Raw genomic sequence first — 19,187 nt, forward strand, 5'->3', positions numbered from 1 at the left:
AACAGCTCGCTGCCGGTGAGTGAGGCCGTGATGAGTCTGCAAGCGCTCCGTCATCGTTCGGGCCCGCGGTTCTCCGCGTGGCGGCACGCCGTCGGAAAGCAGCTGCCCGCGCGGGCGTCGCTGCTCGGTTCCCTCGTGCCGGCCTCCGGCTGGGCCCCGGACTTCCTCACCCCCGGCCCCGACCACGCATCCCCCACCACAGGGGCGTTCGAAGCGATACGAGCCACACCGCGAAGACGTCTCACGGCCGAACTGCGCCGCCTGTCGAGCAGCCACCGCCTGCCCGCCTGGACACAGCTGCTGGCCGACGGCGACCGCGACACGCTGGACACGGTGACCGACACACTGGCCGCCTACTACGACGTCGCGGTAACCCCGTTCGTCGACCGGATGCAGGCCGTACTGGACGCCGACCGTGCCTGGCGGGTGCACACCATGGCACACCTCGGCGTCGGCGCCGTACTGGCCGGCCTGCACCCACAGGTGCGCTGGGAAGAACCCGTGCTGGAACTCCCCGGCCCACCCGGACAAGGCCAGATCGACTTCCACCTCGAGGGACGCGGACTCCTCCTGTCCGCCCACATCTTCTGCGGCTCCCGCCCCCGGGCACTGCTCAACGAGGTCGGCACCCCCGTTCTTGTGTACGCGCCCGCCTGGAATCTCCAGAGCGACAGCCTCGTCGCCACACCACCGGACACCCGGCCACGCTCATCCACAGCCCTGGCGACACTGCTCGGCCGCACCCGCGCAGCCGCCCTGGAAGCCCTGGCATCCCCCACCGGCCACACCACCAAACAACTCGCCCAGACCCTCGCCATCTCCCCCGCCACAGCCTCGGAACACGTCACCGCCCTACGAGACGCCGGCCTCGTCACCAGCCTCCGACAAGCCAACACAATGCGACACACCACCACCGCCTTGGGAACCAAACTCATCTCGACCGCAACCGGCACCGGCACCGGCACCGAGGGAATCCAACTGCCCTGACAAATGCGTGCGACGGACAGCCCTGCCCGAGCGACGGCCAAGACGAATCCGAGGGAGTGTCATGAATCAGGTGTGATCTTTCCCGAAGGAGTCACCTGATTCATGACACTCCTTTCGCCGACCGAGCCGGTGCCCGCATGTTGAGGGGTGTGTCACGGGTATCGGCTACGGGTGAGTATCACGTGCAGTGCGAAGCCGGGCAGGGCTGATGCTCCGGTGGGGAAGGGGGCAGCATGACGGGGGACGGGTCGCGTGCCAGGCGCCTCGCGCGGCGGGTGGGCCAGTGGGCGTCGCACCGGCCGCGCCTGGTGGGGGCGGCGCTGGGCCTCGGCGCGGCGCTGGTGGTGGCGGGATGTGGGCTGGCGTTCATCGTGACGGTGCAGAGTAGGCCGCTCGTCGCGCTGCCGCTGTTCCTGGTGGCGATCGTTGTGGGGGTCACGCCTACGTTCGTGAGGAAGGGCATGTGGTCGCTGGCTCTGGGGCTCTGCCTGATGTTCCTCCTGCTTGTGGCGTCGTTGGGTGTCAGTCAAGCCATATTGAACTGGCGCGGCGAAGAGATGCCCGCGACGGTCACCAAGATCGTCCACATTGAGCGTTCGGCAGGCACCGGTGAGAAGTACCACTGCATGCTCCGTCTCCCCAACGGCCGCACGAAGTTCTTGACCGACAGGGAGGCCTGCGGCGTGTCCACCCGCGTCGGTGACCACGTCCGCGTATACGTCGACCCGTACAACCGCCTGGACTTCCTGAATGCGACGGCGCCCTGGCCCTGGCTCACGCCACCCGTCGTCGGGACGGCCCTCGGAGTGCTCACGCTGATGGCGGTCGTGACGGCGTCCCTGGCGATGGGAAGCAGGCAGCGCACCCTCGACCAGTCACCCGGTTCGAAGTCATCCGTTGGGTACGAACGCGGTGAAGGAGCTGAGTGAACTCGACGTTCTCGATCAGGCCGGTGGGCCCAGGACGCGTTCACCGCCGCCCCGCCCAAGAGCCTCCAGGCCCAGATCAACTTCCTGATGAAGCAGCTCAAGACAACCAAGGCCGTCGCCGCCGAACTCGGCATCAGCCAGCGCTCCGTCGAGCGCTATGGCCACGAGGCCGGGGTCGACCTGCTTGTGCCCCTCCATCGCCGCGAGGAACTGCTCGTCCGTGAGGTTCTTGGTGACGCCGAGGTCGGCCATGGTGTCGACGTAGGCGGTCTTGAGCCGGTCGTGCCACGGATCCAGGTACGCGCCCGTCTCCCGGCGCAGGCACGCCTCCATCGGAGCCACGTTGTAGCCGAGCTCCTGGGCGTAGGTGACGGTGTGCGTCCGGTACCAGGCCGGGCCCTCCGGTCGCTGCCCGCTGGGCGTGAACGGGCTGGGCAGGCGCGCGTCCAGCACGATAGGTGTCACATAGGCAGGTTCGGCGCCCTCGCCGCGGGCCTGCTTCTCGGTCCACGCTGGGGCGCCGCGGCACCGGTGCACCAGGAGCGGGGGCACCACCGGGGGCGCCCCGAGCACCGGGAACCGGGCCGGTATGCGATCACCGGGTTCGGCGGTCATGTTCCGCTTGGGTGTCTCGGGCTCCGCTTGCCGCCGTGTCGGCGCGCTCGGCGCCCCGCCGTGCACGCTGCCCGTACTACCCCGTCGCCGCATTCCCGGCCGGCAAGGGTGCCCGCTGGTCGTTGTCGGGTAGGGCCTTTGGTCACTCTTGGGATCGAGACGGCCGGCAACTCCTCCTGTGGTCCAGCCCGGTGTGTGCTGAGCTGGTGAGTGTGCGGCGACGGGACCGTCGCCGGGACGGGCTGCGGTCGGGGGCCGTGGGCGAGGGCACGCTCCCGGACGCCTTCCTGGACCCTGGCGAGGACGGCCTCGGCGAGCGTCCGGCGGGTCTGCTCCACCGTGTCGACGTCAGTCCCTTGCTTCCGGGACGCGGCCGGCCTTCCGGTCCGAGTGGAACGGCCGCGGGCGCGACCTCGAGGCGGCAGGCACGGCGACGGTGCGCGGCCGGGTACGGGAGCCCAGGCGGTCCGCGCGACGCACCGCGTGGACGCGGGAAACTACTGGTGTTCGCAGCGGACGATGTACCGGATCCTGTCCGCCGCTGGGCAGAACGGCGAACACCGCCGACAGGCCACCCACCCAGAACGATCCTCGAACTGGTCGCGCACGGGCCCTCTCAGGTGTTCACCTGGGACATCACCCGGCTGCCCGGTCCGGCCAAGGGCATCTGGTTCCACGCCTACGTGATCAGCGACATCTTCAGCCGCTACATCGTCGGTCACACGGTCGAACGCGCCGAAACCGCCGAGCAAGCCGAGGAGTTGATCCGCGAGACCATCGAACGCGACGGCATCGTGCCCCACACCGTCCACGCGGGACGCGGCACCCTCATGACCAGCAAGAAGGTCTCCCAGCTGCTGACCGGCCTCGGTGTCACCAGGAGCCATTCCCGCCCCAGGGTGAGCGACGAGAACCCGTTCAGCGAAAGTCCGCAGACGGCGGCCCCGGGCGCCCGTCGCCGGAGCGCGACGGGCCGAAGCTGGGACCCGCTGGTGAACGCGTCGCCACGAGCAGGATCATGGGTCCATATGGGTGATATTTCCATATTTTCCTACATAAACGCTACGAGCATGCTCTAGCTTGCCCGGAGTGCACGCCAGATCACTCTGGGCAGGCCCTCGCTTTGGAGGCAGGGTCCACTCCTGTGGTTGTGCTCTGGTCGAGGGTCAGGGGTGGACAAAGGGGAGAGAGGCCTCGATGCGAATAGCCACGCGTACCTCCGGGCGATGCCCTTGGACGATGTCGCGCGAAGGGGGGTGGGGTTGTCTGCGTATGGTGCTGAGGCCGGTGCTCGCGTTACTACTGGCTGTGCCGGTTCTCTTTGTCCATACGCCTGCCCAGGCCGCCGGTGGCACGCTGAACGTGTCGGTGGAGGCGGTCCAGGAGACGGTGAAGTCCGGTCAGGGCGCGTCTTTCCGGGTGCAGTGGACGTGCAGCGGCAGTGGTACATGTGATGCCGCGACGATCTCGGTTCCGGTACCGACGGCGCTGGCGTCGTCGGATGCGTTCCCCGATGGTGTTCCTCTGACGGTGACGAGCCAGAGTTCGCTCCAGATCAACGGGGTTGTTGTGCCCGGGGCGGCCACGATCGTCGGTACCGGCCCGGACCGGAAGCTTGTGTGGACCTTCCCGGCGACCGTGGCGACCGGCACCTCCGACGCCGTGTCCTTCACGCTCACCCCGCCGAACTCGGTCACGCCTGATGGGGCGAAGATCACCCCGGAGGTGACCTTCGCGGCCACCGGCACGGCGCCGGTCACGGATTCGGCGACCACGACCGTGACCTCAGACGTCTCCCTGAACGTCTCCAAGGTCAAGTTCGACCCCACCAGCGTCCCGTACGTCAATCAGCAGGTGACCTATTCGATCCTGGTGGGCTACGACTCCCAGTTCCCCACCACGGGCGCTCCCATCCAGTATGCCCGCACGATGGCGGATGTCTGCTCCGAGCCCGGAACGCAGGCGCTTGAGAACCTGACCGTGGTTGACACTCTTCCCACCGGGGCGCGGTTCGTGAGCGCCACGCACGGCGGTGTGTACGAAGCGGCGACGAACACCATCACCTGGAGTCTCGGCTCCTCGGTCAAAGACACCGCGCCCTACGCCTGCGTGCCGTACTCCGGCAACACGAGCTGGACGGGTCTGCCGCTGAAGGCGACCATCGTCTACCCCGATGGAGAGTTCAGCGCCGACCCGGACCCGAGCGCGGTCACGAACTCGGTCGTGGCCACCGCGAACGCGTGGGGCCAGTCCTCCGAAACGCTCTCCTCGGACAGCTCCGCCTCGCACGCCCTGCGCGAGGGTGCTGCCGGTGCGAGTGTCGAGAAGAGGCCCGGCTACGACTGGGCGATCGGATCGCCCCTCTACCGCACCGTGCACACCCAGAACAACAGCATCTACTCCCTGAGCGGCACCTCGAACGAGCCGACCACGGGCCGGTGGACGTTCACCGACATGATGCCGTGCGCGCTGACCTCGCCGACCAATGACGACGACATCGACTGCGCCACCCCCGCGTTCGTGGATCTGCAGTTCTCCGCGGACCGGTATCTTCCCGAGTTGCAGGTGAACTGGACGACGAACGCGGGCAGTACAGGATCGTGCACGATCGCCGCGGGCTCGTCGATGAGTGACACCGCCAACCGTTACTGCGACGGCACTGACGGCAGCACGCCCACCCCGGTGCCCGCAGGTGAGTGGATCACGAAGATCGAGGTGGACACCGAGATCCCTCCGTTCGGTGGCGGCAGCTTCTTCATCCACGGCCGTGCCTCCCAGCATGTGCCGTTCAGCAACGTCGACACGGTGTACAACAACCCGAACCTCGACGTGGACCGCTCCGACGTCCACCCTTGGTATGTCACGGTGGAGAACTGCCCGGTCAAGAACGTGATCACCTTCGAAGGCGGACGCCAGTACCTTCCGTACGAACCACAGACGGCGGACAGCGCCGCCGGTATCTGCGGCTACCGGCAGATCATGACCAACCCGTTCTCGCTGCGACCGGTCAAGTCGATGTATGATCCCGCGATCCCCGAAGGCTCCCGCCCCACAACCCCCGCGGTGCAGACCGGCGACCAACTCACCGTCGATCTCGCGATGAACCGGGCACAATGGAACGCGGACCGAGCGGTCCTCGACGCGTCGACCTTCACCCCGACCGTGACCGAGTACCTCCCGGCCGCGCTCACCATGGTCGAGGACTCGCTCCAGATCGCGGGAGACGCGACGTTCACGACCGCGCTCGGCAAACCGGACGTCGCCGTCAAGACGGTCGACTACCTGGGTGAGCAGCGACAACGGGTCACGGTGACGTTCCCGGACGCCGAAATCACTTCGAACGCGACCCTGGGCCGGACCTCCTACGTGCGGTTCCAGGTTCGCGTCAAGCAGGGTGTCCCCGCGGGCGTCTACGCGAACGACTACCTTCTCACCGGCGCCGAAGGCGGGCCGGGCGTACAGGACACCTACCTGCAGTGCGGGCTCGGGAAACTGGTCGATGCCGACCTGCGGCCGACCACCGACCGCGCTGCCGCCATCGGGTGCCTGGCCTCCGCGAGCTTCAACGTCCTCCCCGTACCCGGCGTGAACACGAGCAAGACGGTGCAGGGTGTCCACGACGCTGATGCGATCGGCGCCCCCGGTGTGGGAAGCACTGACCTGTCCGGCAAGGCCGAGTACACCGTCCGTGTCGCGAACTCGGGATCGGTGGACATCCGCGACGTGGTCGCCTACGACGTGCTGCCGCGGGTCGGTGACTCTCTGATCCTGCCCGGCGCCGAAGGCAGCCGGGGTTCGGCGTTCCCGGTGTACCTGACCAAACCGGTCAAGGCGCCCGCAGGCGCGACCCTGCGGTACTCCACCAGCGCCAACCCCTGCCGCGGCGACCTCGCCGGCACCGGCGGCGGCGCCGTGGACAGCGCACCCGCCGGCTGCGAGAACGACTGGGCGGCCACGCCGCCCGGCGGCGACTACGAAGCGGTCACTGCCCTGCGCATCGACTTCGGGTCCCGAGTCTTCGCACCTGGGGACGCCGAGAACACCGTGCTCGCCGTCAAGGCCGCAGGCCCGAACACGGCCACAAGTGCCGGCCTCGACGGCATCGCGTGGAACAACACCGCCGTCGCCGGTGTCGAAGCATCGTCGGGAAGGCCGGTCCTGCCGACCGAGGCATCGGCCGTCGGGCTGAAGCTCCTGCCGGACATCGCCTGGCAGAAGACTGACAGCCGCACCGGGGACCTCCTCTCGGGCTCCGAGTGGACCCTCACCCCGGTGCTCGGGGACGGCGAGAAGATACCCGACGGGTGGCCCCGGACGATCACGGACTGCACCGACGCGGGGTGTTCGGATGCCGATCAGGACCCGGCGCCTGGAAGGTTGCGCCTGGCCGGTGTCCCGTGGGGCAAGTACACGCTCACCGAAACCACGACACCATCCGGATATCTGCCCCTCAAGGACCCGATCGGGGTGAGCGTCGATCCCGCTGGCGTCGACCGCGGCACCTACCTGCTCGACCTGGGGAAGATCAAGAACGATCCGCGTCAGGGCGAGTGGACCCTGTCGAAGACCTCGGACCCGCCATCCGGCACCACCGTGAGAGCCGGGGACAAGATCACCTACACCCTGACCGTTGCCAACGACTCGAAGTACCCGGTCCACGGCATCGCGTTGACCGACAGCCTGAGCGATGTCCTCGACGACGCCACGTTCGGTTCCTTCACCAACGACGACGACGGCCGGGCGGTCCGGGCATCGGATGGCACGATCACCTGGAACGTGGACGAATTGGCCGCCGGCGCCACACACACGGTCACTTACACCGTGACGGTGCTGCGGGACGGACAACGAGGCAACAACCGCCTGGGCAACGTCCTCGCGCCCACCGGCACAACCGACCCCGACTGTGAGGACGAGCGCGTCTCCTGCACCGAGCACCCGGTGCCGCTGCTGAACTCCTGGAAGGCCGTCGAGGCCGACCGGACTCCGGTGGCTGCTGGGACGGTCCTGACGTACACGCTGTTCTTCGAGAACACGGGGAAAGCACCCGCGACCGTGGAGAGCGTCGATCTGCTCGACCACGTGACCGACGACGCGGACATCACCACCGAACCCACCAGTTCGGACGGTCTCACGGTCGCCCGTGACGGGAACCGCATCACCATCACCGGTGAGGTTCCCGTGGGAAAGACCTACAAGGTGACCTACCAGGTCACGGTCAAGGAGGACAACGAGCGCGGCGACGACATCGCGGCGAACTTCCTGCTCCCCGACGACCCGAAGAACCCGCCGGTCCCCCCGACCTCCCCGGTGTGCCAGCCCGACGACGCGGAGCGTCCGAACTGCACCGTCACCCCGATCGGGCGGCTCCTGACAGGCAAGGCGGTCTCCGCCGACACTGCCCCGGTCCAGACCGGGACGGTGCTGACCTACACCCTCACCTTCGACAACCAAGGCGAAGCCCCGTCGGCCGTCGACCACACCGACATCCTCACCGAAGTGCTCGACGACGCCGAACTGACCCGCGCCCCGAAGGCATCCGACGACATGCTCCGCGTATCGCCGGTCGCCGATGGTTCGTTCACGGTCACCGGAGAACTCCAGCCGGGACGGACCGTCACCGTCACCTACCAGGTGACGGTCAAGGACGAAGCCGACCGAGGCAACAACACCGCCGACAACTTCCTGGTCCCCACCGGCCAACAGCCGCCGTCGGAGTGCGCCGAGGGGAGCGCGGACTGCACAGTCACGCCGCTGCCGAACGTGGCCGCCATGAAGTCCTCCGACCCCAAGTCCGGCTCGACGGTCGTCGCGGATCAGGAGGTCACCTACACATTGACGTTCACCAACACCGGAAAAGCAGCGGGCCCGGTCGACCACTCCGACCATCTGGAGAAGGTGCTGGACGACGCCGACCTCACCAAAGCCCCGGCCTCGTCGGACCCGGCCCTGTCGGCAACGTCCGGTCAGGACGGAATCATCCGGGTCACCGGCACGCTCGCACCCGGCAAGACCGTGACCGTGAAGTACACGGTCACCGTGAAGCCCGACGGGAAGCGTGGAGACAACCGGCTTGGGAATATCCTCGCGAATACCGAAAACACCGCTTTGGAGTGCGGTGAGAACGGGGTGTCCTGCACCGAGCACCCGATCCCGGAGATCGTCGACACCAAGTCGGTCAACCCCGCCTCTGGAACCCCCGTGGTCCCAGGCCAAGAGCTGACCTACTCCTTGACGTTCACCAACACCGGAAAAGCCACCGGCGTCGTGGACAAGGCCGACGACCTGACCCATGTGCTCGACGACGCCACCATGACCAGCGAACCGGCCGCCTCCGACGACGCCTTCAAGGTGTCCAGGGACGGCGACCGTATCGGGATCCATGGCGAGCTTGAGTCCGGGCAGACCATCACGGTGTCCTACACCGTCAAGGTCAACCCAACCGGCGAGCGCGGCGACAACGTGCTCGCGAACTACCTGCTCGCCCCCTCACAGGAGCCGCCCACCAAGCCGGTGTGCGAGCCGGGCAAGGGGAAACTGCCTGACTGCACCACCAACCCCGTCGGAGACATCGCCCCGGCCAAGTCGGTCGACCCCAAGACGGGCACGCCCGTCGACGGCGGGCAGGTCCTCACCTACACCCTGTCGTTCACCAACACCGGACGCGGCCCCGCCCCGGTCGACTACACCGATCACCTCACCAGTGTGCTCGACGACGCCGAATGGGTAGGAAACGTCACCGCCAGTGACGGGCTCACCGTGACCGGACCGGCCGAAGACACTCTGCTCATCAACGGAACCGTCGCACCCGACCAGACTGTGACCGTGACATATCAGGTCAAGGTCGAGGCCCATGGCGACCAGAGTGACCACCGCCTCGGGAACTTCCTCACCCCGACCGGCCAAGAGCCGCCGACCAAGTGCGTCCCGGAGAACCCCCTGTGCACCGAGAATCCGACCCGCCCGTCGGCCACGCCGGAAACCGAGGGGCCGGGCGGGTTCCTGCCCAGGACCGGTGTCCAGATCTCGATCGCCGCACTCGCCGCGGCCCTACTGCTCGGGCTCGGCGTCTGGATAGTCGTGCGCGGCAAACGCCGCCAGCCCGGTGACGGTGCCACCGGTGCCAGTCAGGAGGGGGCCGCCATCGACGACCTGTTCTGACATGCGCCCCCAGGCCTGACCCCCTTGGGTTCTGGGGCGTGTTTCGAAAGCGCTGGTCGCAGCCACTCGTTGATGGCTGCGACCAGCACGGTCGCAGCCTGGTCATGCTCTCCGTCCGCGGCCGCCTGCCCAGCTGACCCGTGCCGGCACCATCGCGGAGAAAAGGGGCGGCCCGCGCCTTCCCGCCCTACCCCGTCGCCAGCGCCGCGTCACCACCCTCGCCGCTGCCCTCTCACCCTGCGCGCCTGCCAGCGCTCAGCCCCGCCGCACCCGCCGGGTGACCCGGTCCGGAGCGGTGAACGCGACGACCGGCAGCGCGTGCCCCGGACGCGGAGTGCCCAGCCCACCCCTTCACTGAAAGGAACGCCACCCCATGGACGCCATCGCTCAGGCCCCCGGCTCCCTTCCGATTTTCGGTCACGGCATCCAAATCCTGCGGGACCCCCTGGGCTTCCTGCGCTCGCTCCCCGCCCACGGCGACGTCGTGCGCATCCGCATCGGCCCCCATGCGGCCGTCATGGTGTGCACCCCCGAGCTGACCCGCCAGGTCATCTTCGACAGCCGACTCTTCGACAAAGGCGGAATCTTCTTCGAACGGATCAACGACGTCGCGGACAACAACCTGCTCACGTGCCCGTACAGCCACCACAAAAGGCAGCGGCGCCTGGTCCAGCCGGCCTTCCACCCGGCCCGCCTGCCGGACTACGCCACGGACATGACAGCCCGAATCCTCGCTGTCAGCGACTCCTGGCGGGACGGCCAAGCCATCGACGTGAGTGCCGAGATGGCCAAGCTCACCTCCGGCGTACTGATCAGCGCGGTCCTCGGAAGCTCGCTCGACGAGGCGAGCCTCACCCGAGCCACCGCCGACCTGGACGCCATCCTCAACGGAGTGTTCCGGCGGTCGATATCGCCACCGGCATTCAACCAGCTCCCCCTTCCCGGCAACCGCCGCTACCACACAGCCACAAAAAACCTTCACCGCACCCTGCACACACTCATCCAGGACAAGCACGCCGAAGCCACCCCAGGCAGCGACATGCTGTCCCTGCTCCTTGCCGCCCGCGACCAAGAAACCGACGGGCAAGGACTGTCCGACACCGAAGTCGCAAACCAGGTCATCACCTTCTTCGCCGCCGGCATCGAGACCACCGCCGGCACCCTGAGCTGGACGTTCGACCTCCTCTCCCGCCACCCTCAGATCCACACCCGTCTCCAGCACGAGGTGGACGCGGTCCTGGCCGGACGCCCCGCCACGTACCAGGACATCGACCAGCTCCCCTACACCCAGCAGGTACTGGACGAAACACTGCGCCTCCGTCCCCCGCAATGGTTCATGACGAGGGTCACGACGCAGGACACGCGGCTCGCGGGCCACGCGATTCCCGCGGGAACCCAGATCGCCTTCAGCAACCACTTCCTCCACTACAAGCCCAGCGCCCATCCCGATCCCGAACGGTTCGACCCCGGCCGCTGGGAACCGAACCGAACGAGCACCAGCCAACGCGACGCCTACGTCCCGTTCGGTATCGGCGCCCGAAAGTGCATCGGCGACCGCTTCGCCTACACCGAGGCCCTCCTCACCATCGCCACCGTCACCAACCGATGGCACTGGAAGGCCGCGCCCGGAAACCGGCCGGAACCCCGGGCGCGTCTGACGCTCAGGCCGCGGGACCTCAGAATGATCATGAAGCGAAGGACCCCCTGACCGATCCAGCCCGCTTCCGCCTACGACGGGCCCGCAAGCTGCGCTCCTGCACTCGGGCGGACGCTGACCAGGCCGTACAGGTTCGTCTCGGCGGAGCCCATCGGGTGGACTCCACTCGATGGGCTCCACCCCGGTGTCGTGCATCGCCACTGGACGCAGAACATCGTGAGTTCCGCTCAGTGGACGATGCCCGGCATCGTCACCACAGCCAGGCACCTGAGTGCCGCAGGCGCGACCTCGAGGCGGCAGGCACGGCGACGGTGCGCGGCCGGGTACGGGAGCCCAGGCGGTCCGCGCAACACACCGCCTGGACGCGGGAAACTACTGGTGTTCGCAGCGGACGATGTACCGAATCCTGTCCGCCGCCGGGCAGAACGGCGAACACCGCCGACAGGCCACCCACCCAGAACGATCCTCGAACTGGTCGCGCACGGGCCCTCTCAGGTGTTCGCCTGGGACATCACCCGGCTGCCCGGTCCGGCCAAGGGCATCTGATTCCACGCCTACGTGATCAGCGACATCTTCAGCCGCTACATCGTCGGTCACACGGTCGAACGCGCCGAAACCGCCGAGCAAGCCGAAGGCTAAGCTCCCGGACATGCGCATTCTGGTCCTGGAGGACGATCCCGAGCTGGGCCCCGTCGTCGCTGCCCGGTTGCGCGGGGAGGGCTTCGCCGTGGACCTCGCGCGGACTCTGGCGGAGACGGACCTCAAGCTCTCCGTCAATCGCTACGACTGTGTCGTGGCCGACCGCGCGGTGCCGGACGGCGACTCGCTCACGCTGCTCGCCGCACACCGGCGTACGGGATCGGCGCTGCCCTTTCTGCTGCTGACGGCGCTGGACGCAGTGGACGAGCGGGTGGCCGGATTCGAGCACGGCGCGGACGACTACCTGGTCAAGCCCTTCGCCTTCGCCGAACTCGCCGTACGGGTAAGGGCGTTGTGCCGCAGGGAACAGCCCGCGCGGCCGCCGGTGCTGCGGGCGGGTGACCTGGAGGTCGATCTGCCGCGGCGCCGGGTGTCCAGGGCCGGGGTGCTGCTGAGCCTGTCGGCCAAGGAGTTCGCGGTGCTTGAGGTGCTGATGCTGCGCGCGGGCGAGGTCGTGACGCGCACCGAGCTGATCGAGAGCTGCTGGGACGAGGCGAGCGAGCCGATGTCCAACGTGGTGGACGTCCTGATCGGCCAGCTGCGCCGCCGGCTCGGTCCGCCCGACCCGATCCGGACGGTGCGCGGCGTCGGCTACTACCTGGGCGGCGAGGCGTGAGACGTCGGGAGACGGCGCCCGCCCCGTCTCCCGCCGTCGCGAGGCTGCGGCGCACCCGTCGGCTGATGACGCTCCTGTTCGCCTCGGCCACCGCGGCCTGTCTCGTCGTACTCGCCGTCGTCGCCGTCCGTATCGACGCCGGGTCCCGCCGCTCCGGCCTCGACCACGAGGTCGGCAGCCGTGCCACCGGTCTGTCGCGGGCGGTGTGGTTCGACGCGGGTGTGCTGCACCTGGAGCCGCTGCGGGAGGACGAACTCGCCCGGGGCGCACAGGTGCTGGCCGTCCTCCAGGCGGGGTCGGGAAAGTCGCCGTCGGTGCGGAACGTCGTCCCCGCGCGCTCGGCGCTGCCCGATACGGAAGGGCTGGACCGGATCTGGCGGAGCGTCCTGGAGGAACAGGAGACCGTCGTCGTCAGCGCGCCGTCCGCCGGAGGCGGGCGGTTGCGGTGGGCGGCGGCTCCGGTCTGGGACGACGACCGGATCGGGGCAGCCGTGCTGGTCGGCACAGAGCTGGCGCGCAGCGAGCACGATCACGACGTCCTGGTGCGGTGGCTGGCGCTCGGCTGTACGGCGCTGGTCTGCTGCGCGGCGGCCGTCGGGCATCTGCTGTCCGGCCGGGCCATGCGGCCCGCGGTGCGCGGGCTGGCGCAACAGGAGCAGTTCCTGGCGGAGGCGGCACACGAACTGCGCACGCCACTGGCGACGTTGCGGCTCGTGGTGGAGCGGGGCGGTTCCTCCGACGAGGCCCTCCGGCTGGTGGACCGGCTGAGCCGGCTGGTGACCGGGCTGCTCGCCCGGGCCCGGCTGGAGGCGGGCGCGCAGCGGGTCGAACTGGTGCCCCTGCGCCTGGACCAGCTGGTGGAGACCACGGTCCAGGAACTGCCGGACCACGAGAGCGTCACGGTGGCGTCCGGGCCGGTGGTGGTCCTCGGCGATCCCGACCTGCTGGCCCAGGCGGTCCGCAACCTGGTGGAGAACGCCCAGCGGCACGGGGGCCCGGCGATGGCGCCGGTGGAGGTCACGGTCGCGCCGGGGCTGGTGACGGTGCGCGACCACGGGGCGGGGGTGCCGGCGGCAGATCGGGAGCGGGTGTTCCGCCGGGGCGTCACGGTCGGCAAAGGGGCCGGCGTGGGTGTCGCCGGAGGCACGGGCGCCGGGCTCGCCATCGTGCGCTGGGTCGCCGAGTTGCACCACGGCACCGCCCGTCTCACGGACGCCCCTGGCGGCGGGCTGCTCGCCGAGCTCAGGCTGCCGGTGCACCCGGCCCGCACGGCACCGGCGTCCTCATCGTCATCTCATGAACGCCCCGGCACCGTGGGCGCATGAACTCATTGCGCACCCCCGGGCTGCTGATCGCCGCGGGTGTCACCGGCCTGGGCACCCTGCTCGTCGCCGTGAACCTGTTCGGCATGCCCTTCGGCGGCGCCCGCACACCGCCCTCGACCGACGTGGCCGTCCGGGTCGACCAGGTCGGCTATGTGAGAGGGGAGACGAAGCAGGCCTACGTCATGGGATCCCCGAAGGCTCTGGCCGGAGCCCGTTTCAAGGTCGTCGACACCCGCGGGGACAAGGTGGTCGCGGCGGGCCGGCTCGGTCCCGTCACCGGCCACTGGAACGCCAAGTACCCCTCGGTACGCACCGCTGATCTCTCCGCCCTGAACACCCCCGGCACCTACCGCGTCGTCCTCACCGGCACCGCGTCCGGCCGCTCGCCCGCCTTCCGGATCGCCGGTGCCCGCGAGCTGATGACCCCGTTGGTCCGGGACAACATCCGCTTCCTCCAGGCCCAGCGCGACGGAGCCGACGTCCTTCCCAGCGGCGCCCTCGAGCGCGGCCCGTCCCATCTGGCCGACGAGGACGCGACCGTCTACGCCGATCCGGACTACGACGAGGAGGGCACCGAACTGCTCGACGAGCGGCTGACCCCGACCGGCGCCCGGGCCGACGTCTCGGGCGGCTGGTTCGACGCGGGCGACTTCCTCAAGTTCACCGGCACCACCTCCTACTCGGTCGCCGAACTCCTTATCGCACAGCGAGAGTTGCCGCACATGCGAGAGCTGTCCGCCGAGGCGTCGCACGGGCTGGACTGGCTGGACAAGATGTGGGACGACGACAGCGGGACGCTCTACGCCCAGGTCGGCATCGGCGCGGGCAACGAAGCCGTACGGACCGACCACGACGTATGGCGGCTTCCGGAGGCCGACGACCGGCTCGACGTGTCACCCGGTGACCCCGACTACACGATCAAGCACCGTCCGGTCTTCCGCGCGAACGAGCCGGGCGAGCCGATCACCCCCAGTCTGGCGGGACGGGTGGCCGCGGCCTTCGCCCTCGCCGCGCAGCGCGTGGCCGGCACGGACCCGGAGGAGGCACGGGCTTGGCTGGACAAGGCCGCCGCTGTCTACGACCTGGCCGACACCGACCCGGACCCCGACGAGCCGCTCTTCACCGCCTTCCCGAGCGCCTTCTACCCCGAGGGCTCCTGGCAGGACGACATGGAGTTCGCCGGTGCCGAACTCGCCTTGATCGCACGTGAATTGGGTGACGACAGGGAAGCCGACTGGACGGCCGACGCGGCCCACTGGGCACGCGCCTACCTGGACTCCGACGTCAAGGGCACCCTCGATGTCGCGGACGTCAGCGCCCTGGCCCACGCCGACCTGGCCACCGCCCTCGACGGCGCCCGCACCGACGGCATCGGGGAGGCGGACCTGTACCAGGACCTGCGCCGCCAGCTGGACGACGGCGTCGACCGTGCCGGGCACGACCCGTTCGGCGCCGGCGCGGTCTACGACGGCTTCGACGCCGTACCGCACACCTTCGGCCTGGTGGCCACCGCCCGCCTCTATGCCAGGGCCACCGGCGACACCCGTTACGAGGCCTTCGCCGGCCGGCAGCGCGGCTGGGCCCTCGGTGCCAATCCCTGGGGGACCAGCTTCATGATCGGTGCAGGCGAGGTCTACCCGCACTGCCCGGAACACCAGCTGGCCAACCTCCGGGGCAGTCACGACGGCAAGGGCGCCATCCTGCGGGGCGCCGTGGTCAACGGCCCCAACGCGGCTGCGCAACTCGCCGAGTTGAACAGCTTCCCCACTATGAAGAAGTGCACCGCCGCCCCGCCAACCGGAGCCTGGACGGACTTCGACGGCAAGGGGGCGCGGTACGTGGACGACGTGGGCGCCTGGCAGACCGTAGAACCATCTTTGGACTTCACCACGACGGCACTGCTGGCCTTCGCGCTGACGTAGGCGTCCCTGCTCGAAGGACTCGACCCGGTGCTTGTCGAAGTCGGGCCGGTTCGGGCCGTTGCCGGTGACCGGCGCCCGGCGGACGCCGGACCAGGGGGTGAGGCCCTGGGCGTCAGCGAGTTCGGGGAAGATCCAGCGGTTGGCGGCGTCGGCCGGCCGGGGCGTCCAGGACGGCGCGGCCCACCGTCCTGTGGTCGGGAGTGTTCCACTGCCTGCCGAACCAGGTGTCGTGGTGGTTGAGAGTGATCAGCAGCTCGGGGCGGTACCGGCGGACCGCAGAGGCCAGGTCTCGGCGGAATGCTGTGCCGGCCTCGATCACGCCGTCCCGGTGGCCGTCGAGGAACTCGACGCTGTGTACGCCGACATGGGCTGCGGCGGCGCGCTGCTCGGCCTCGCGGACCGCAGCGCACGCGGGCGGCGCGAGGCCGTTGATGCCGGCTTCGCCGCGGGTGACCAGGAGGTAGCAGATCTCCCGGCCGGCGTCGGCCCATTCGGCGATGGCTGCCGCCGCGCCATATTCGAGGTCATCGGGGTGGGCGACGACAGCCAGCGCCCACTGCCAGTCGTCAGGCATCGGGCGTAGAGAGCTGACGGCGGCGTTCTCGGTCGGCATCACGACCCCTTCTGGTCGATGACGATGGCGGCACGGCCCGCCACGGTAGGCCCATGCCCTGGGCTTTGAACACGAGAACTTGGATCTTGAAATTCTGAGGACGGACATCTCGTGGTCATGAAGTACTACCCCGCCGGGGCAAAGACGTGGCACGCCATGCGTGTTACAGCGTCGCCCAGTTGCAGGACCTGCTCGACGAATGGCTCGTGCACTTCCATCACCGCCCCCACCAGGGGCTGCGGCATCCCATGCTGCCGAAGGCCACGCTGTCCCGAACCAGATGTGGGCTGCCCTGGTCGCGGTCGCCGGACACGTACCTGTGCCGTTGGCAGGGAACGACTATCTGGAATTGCTGCCCGTGCGGTGGCAGGCCGTCACCGAGCACGGCATCCGGCTGCACCACCGCACCTACGACCACGACCTCCTCACCGAGATCCCGTGGATCCACCGGGAACACGCCCACGAACCGTTCAACGACCGCGACTGGCAGTACCTGCGCACCGCCACCGCCTACCTTGCAGGCGCGGACGCCGAGCGGGCCGGAGCCGGCCTCGCCGACGCCCTCAGCGTTTCGCAACCACCCCTCCCCCGCAGCCGCCCGCACCCGGGGGACCGGTACGCGGCGTGGAGGAACGCCTCGCCTACCACTCCGCGTTCGTCACGGTGCGGAGCCTGGCGATCGACACCCTGACCACCGGCGTGCGCACGCTGGTGATCCTGGGACGCCATCAGCAGACCACCGCACGGCCCTCGCTGATCGTCACCGGCCCGGCAGCGGCCGGGAAGACCACCGCGCTGCTCCACGTCGAGCGCGCCTGCCACCTCGCCCACACTCAACAACACGCACCGGCCACCACCACAAATGCACCGGTGCCGGTCGCCTATGTACTGGTCTTGCCCGAGGCGACCGCGAAAGCCCTCGCGACCGAGTTCGCCCGCTACCTCGGCATCCCTGTCACCGGCCCGATGACCCAGGCTCAGATCACCGACGCCGTCTGCCACACCTGCAACAAGGTGGGCGTGCTTCTGGTAATGATCGATGAGATTCACCGGCTCAACCCCCGCATCACCACCGGCGCGGAAACCACCGACCTGCTGAAAGACCTCACCGAACGCATCGGTGCGACGTTCGTGTACGCGGGCATCGACGTCACCGGCACCGCGCTGGTCGACGGCACCGAACGGCTCACCAGGCCCCCCTTCACCAGGTCCGCCTCGACCACCTCGCCGAACAGCACTACCGCCCCCGCGCTTGGAACAAGACCTCCCGGTGAGCCAGACCGTTCGCGCGGCCTCTTGGGCGGCCGCTCCCGCGTGCCGCGCGCGGCAGCGGGTCTGTCGCCGGGCGATTGGTACAGTTCCCGCCCCCGGCACCGGGGGTGTGCCGGGGCGGCCACTGCTGTTCGAAGCGACCGCCTCATATCTACAGCGCCTCGCTGGTGCCTACCGGCCGACGCTGCCGCAACTCCTCGACGGCAGCGGTATCACCGTCCACGGACACGGCACCTCACCTGCGGCTGGCCTGTACCTGACGCCCGACGCCGCTCACCGTGTCGCCGTCCAGGGCCGGATCCCGCTGGCGCACCTCACCCGCGCCCTGCCCCACCTGACGCACCACAGCCGTCCTGGTCCTGGGCCGCCCGCCGAATACGAGGAAGCCTCCTGGCGGAGCCAGGAGCAAACCCCGCAGTCCGCCTGAAACAAGATCATCGGACTCTACGAAACCCAGGGCGGCTCACGGCCGGCGGCCGAGTGCGGCGGGCCTGAAGCGCGCTTTGCCGGAGCCCGAGCGGTCGCGTTCCATCATTTGCGCTTTTTCATCGTGATCTTCGGTTGTGGGCGGATATTCCCAACCCCAAACACGATACTGTGCGTACCCGCGTGAACACGCACGGTAATCGCTTCAAAGTAGAGGAGTTCTTCATGCGCATTCGATCTGCCTGCGTCGGCGTCGCCGTAGCGCTGGCCGCGACCGTACTCGGGGCGGGCACGGCCGACGCGACGGGGCCTTTGAGCGGCACCAAGGTCCGCAACTGGCAGACCGGCCTCGTTCTCGGCGTCGCCACCAACTCCACCGTCGGCGGTGCCCAGATCCAGTACCAGAACGACACGGAAGAGCTGGCCCAGAAGTGGGCCGTTGACCCGGTTACCAGCACGACCTTCGTGCTGCGCAACCTCAACAGCGACATGTGTGCAACCGCTCTGGGCGGCGGCGACACGGAAGCCCTCCAGCAGCGTCCGTGTGATCCTCGGTGGGACGAGCAGGTCTTCTCCCTGGAGGACTCCAACAAGCCCAGCCGGTACCTGCTGAAGAACCAGGCGCACAACAAGTGCTTGAACCCCTACAGCTCCGGGGCCAACGCATACGCCAGGCTCGTCGCCTGCAACGCCGCCAACGGGTATTCCACCCACTCCTTCGACGTCCGCTGACCTCGCTTCAGTGAGGTGCCTGGCCGGCGACGTGAACGGGCTCGGTTCGTCGGCCAGGCTGACATAGCTGCTGCTGCGGCGGGAGTGTCGAGACAGAGCCGTGAGGTTCCCCCTCTGAGCGGGTGTGGCTGACCGGCTGGTCAGGGTGGGTTGACGTGGTTCCAGGTTCACTGGTTCGGTCGTTGCCTGGTCGGCGTGGTGCTTCTCCTCGTACTCGATCGTGCTGACGTAGCCGA

12 protein-coding genes and 4 pseudogenes are annotated in these 19,187 nt (G+C 68.9%); 13 read left to right on the forward strand and 3 right to left on the reverse strand.

What is annotated here, in order from left to right; all coding sequences use genetic code 11:
* The 3 genes and pseudogenes from ACFYXM_RS33015 to ACFYXM_RS33025 form a co-directional block, all read left to right on the forward strand.
* Positions 1-987 (forward strand): winged helix-turn-helix domain-containing protein (locus tag ACFYXM_RS33015; RefSeq protein ID WP_389295006.1); only part of this gene is annotated, 987 nt, incomplete at its 5' end.
* 233 nt (positions 988-1,220) lie between these two features.
* On the forward strand, positions 1,221-1,916 hold the full coding sequence (locus ACFYXM_RS33020) for a hypothetical protein (RefSeq protein ID WP_389295008.1): 696 nt from the start codon (positions 1,221-1,223) through the stop codon (positions 1,914-1,916).
* 30 nt (positions 1,917-1,946) lie between these two features.
* Positions 1,947-2,075, forward strand: a pseudogene (locus tag ACFYXM_RS33025) (XRE family transcriptional regulator); the annotation flags it as partial.
* On the opposite strand, the pseudogene ACFYXM_RS33030 reads toward ACFYXM_RS33025, so the two are convergent.
* A pseudogene (locus ACFYXM_RS33030) lies at positions 2,073-2,372 on the reverse strand (transcriptional regulator); the annotation flags it as partial. The pseudogenes ACFYXM_RS33025 and ACFYXM_RS33030 overlap by 3 nt on opposite strands.
* A gap of 662 nt (positions 2,373-3,034) precedes the next feature.
* Between ACFYXM_RS33030 and ACFYXM_RS33035 the strand changes: the two are divergent.
* The 6 genes from ACFYXM_RS33035 (at position 3,035) to ACFYXM_RS33060 (ending at position 15,908) form a co-directional block, all read left to right on the forward strand.
* Complete coding sequence (locus ACFYXM_RS33035; protein ID WP_389295010.1) at positions 3,035-3,610, forward strand: DDE-type integrase/transposase/recombinase; 576 nt, start codon at positions 3,035-3,037, stop codon at positions 3,608-3,610.
* Positions 3,611-3,803: 193 nt separating this feature from the next.
* Positions 3,804-9,689: a SpaA isopeptide-forming pilin-related protein gene (locus ACFYXM_RS33040; RefSeq protein WP_389295013.1), complete on the forward strand. Its 5,886-nt coding sequence runs from the start codon at positions 3,804-3,806 to the stop codon at positions 9,687-9,689.
* Between the two features lie 373 nt (positions 9,690-10,062).
* Entirely contained in the window at positions 10,063-11,397 is a 1,335-nt protein-coding gene (locus ACFYXM_RS33045) for a cytochrome P450 (RefSeq protein ID WP_389295015.1), read from the forward strand.
* A 598-nt stretch (positions 11,398-11,995) separates the two neighbouring features.
* Positions 11,996-12,661: a winged helix-turn-helix domain-containing protein gene (locus ACFYXM_RS33050; RefSeq protein ID WP_389295017.1), complete on the forward strand. Its 666-nt coding sequence runs from the start codon at positions 11,996-11,998 to the stop codon at positions 12,659-12,661.
* A 65-nt stretch (positions 12,662-12,726) separates the two neighbouring features.
* On the forward strand, positions 12,727-13,986 hold the full coding sequence (locus ACFYXM_RS33055) for a sensor histidine kinase (protein WP_389295019.1): 1,260 nt from the start codon (positions 12,727-12,729) through the stop codon (positions 13,984-13,986).
* On the forward strand, positions 13,983-15,908 hold the full coding sequence (locus ACFYXM_RS33060; RefSeq protein WP_389295021.1) for a glycoside hydrolase family 9 protein: 1,926 nt from the start codon (positions 13,983-13,985) through the stop codon (positions 15,906-15,908). The genes ACFYXM_RS33055 and ACFYXM_RS33060 overlap by 4 nt, the downstream gene beginning before the upstream one ends.
* 57 nt (positions 15,909-15,965) lie before the next feature.
* Here the strand turns inward: ACFYXM_RS33060 and ACFYXM_RS33065 are convergent.
* Positions 15,966-16,521 (reverse strand): annotated as a pseudogene (locus ACFYXM_RS33065) (PIG-L deacetylase family protein); the annotation flags it as partial.
* Between the two features lie 280 nt (positions 16,522-16,801).
* Between ACFYXM_RS33065 and ACFYXM_RS33070 the strand changes: the two are divergent.
* Positions 16,802-17,212 (forward strand): hypothetical protein, encoded by a 411-nt coding sequence (locus tag ACFYXM_RS33070; RefSeq protein ID WP_389295023.1) that lies wholly within the window; start codon positions 16,802-16,804, stop codon positions 17,210-17,212.
* 20 nt (positions 17,213-17,232) lie between these two features.
* Positions 17,233-17,628: pseudogene (locus ACFYXM_RS33075) on the forward strand (TniB family NTP-binding protein); the annotation flags it as partial.
* On the opposite strand, the gene ACFYXM_RS33080 reads toward ACFYXM_RS33075, so the two are convergent.
* Entirely contained in the window at positions 17,568-17,759 is a 192-nt protein-coding gene (locus ACFYXM_RS33080; RefSeq protein ID WP_389295065.1) for a hypothetical protein, read from the reverse strand. The pseudogene ACFYXM_RS33075 and the gene ACFYXM_RS33080 overlap by 61 nt on opposite strands.
* A 143-nt stretch (positions 17,760-17,902) precedes the next feature.
* Between ACFYXM_RS33080 and ACFYXM_RS33085 the strand changes: the two genes are divergently transcribed.
* Complete coding sequence (locus tag ACFYXM_RS33085; RefSeq protein ID WP_389295067.1) at positions 17,903-18,220, forward strand: hypothetical protein; 318 nt, start codon at positions 17,903-17,905, stop codon at positions 18,218-18,220.
* 224 nt (positions 18,221-18,444) lie between these two features.
* A complete protein-coding gene (locus ACFYXM_RS33090) occupies positions 18,445-18,951 on the forward strand; it encodes an RICIN domain-containing protein (protein WP_389295025.1) in 507 nt (168 codons plus the stop codon).
* Positions 18,952-19,187 lie beyond the last annotated feature (236 nt).

Source organism: Streptomyces sp. NPDC002476, assembly GCF_042889785.1.
Classification (GTDB): domain Bacteria; phylum Actinomycetota; class Actinomycetes; order Streptomycetales; family Streptomycetaceae; genus Streptomyces.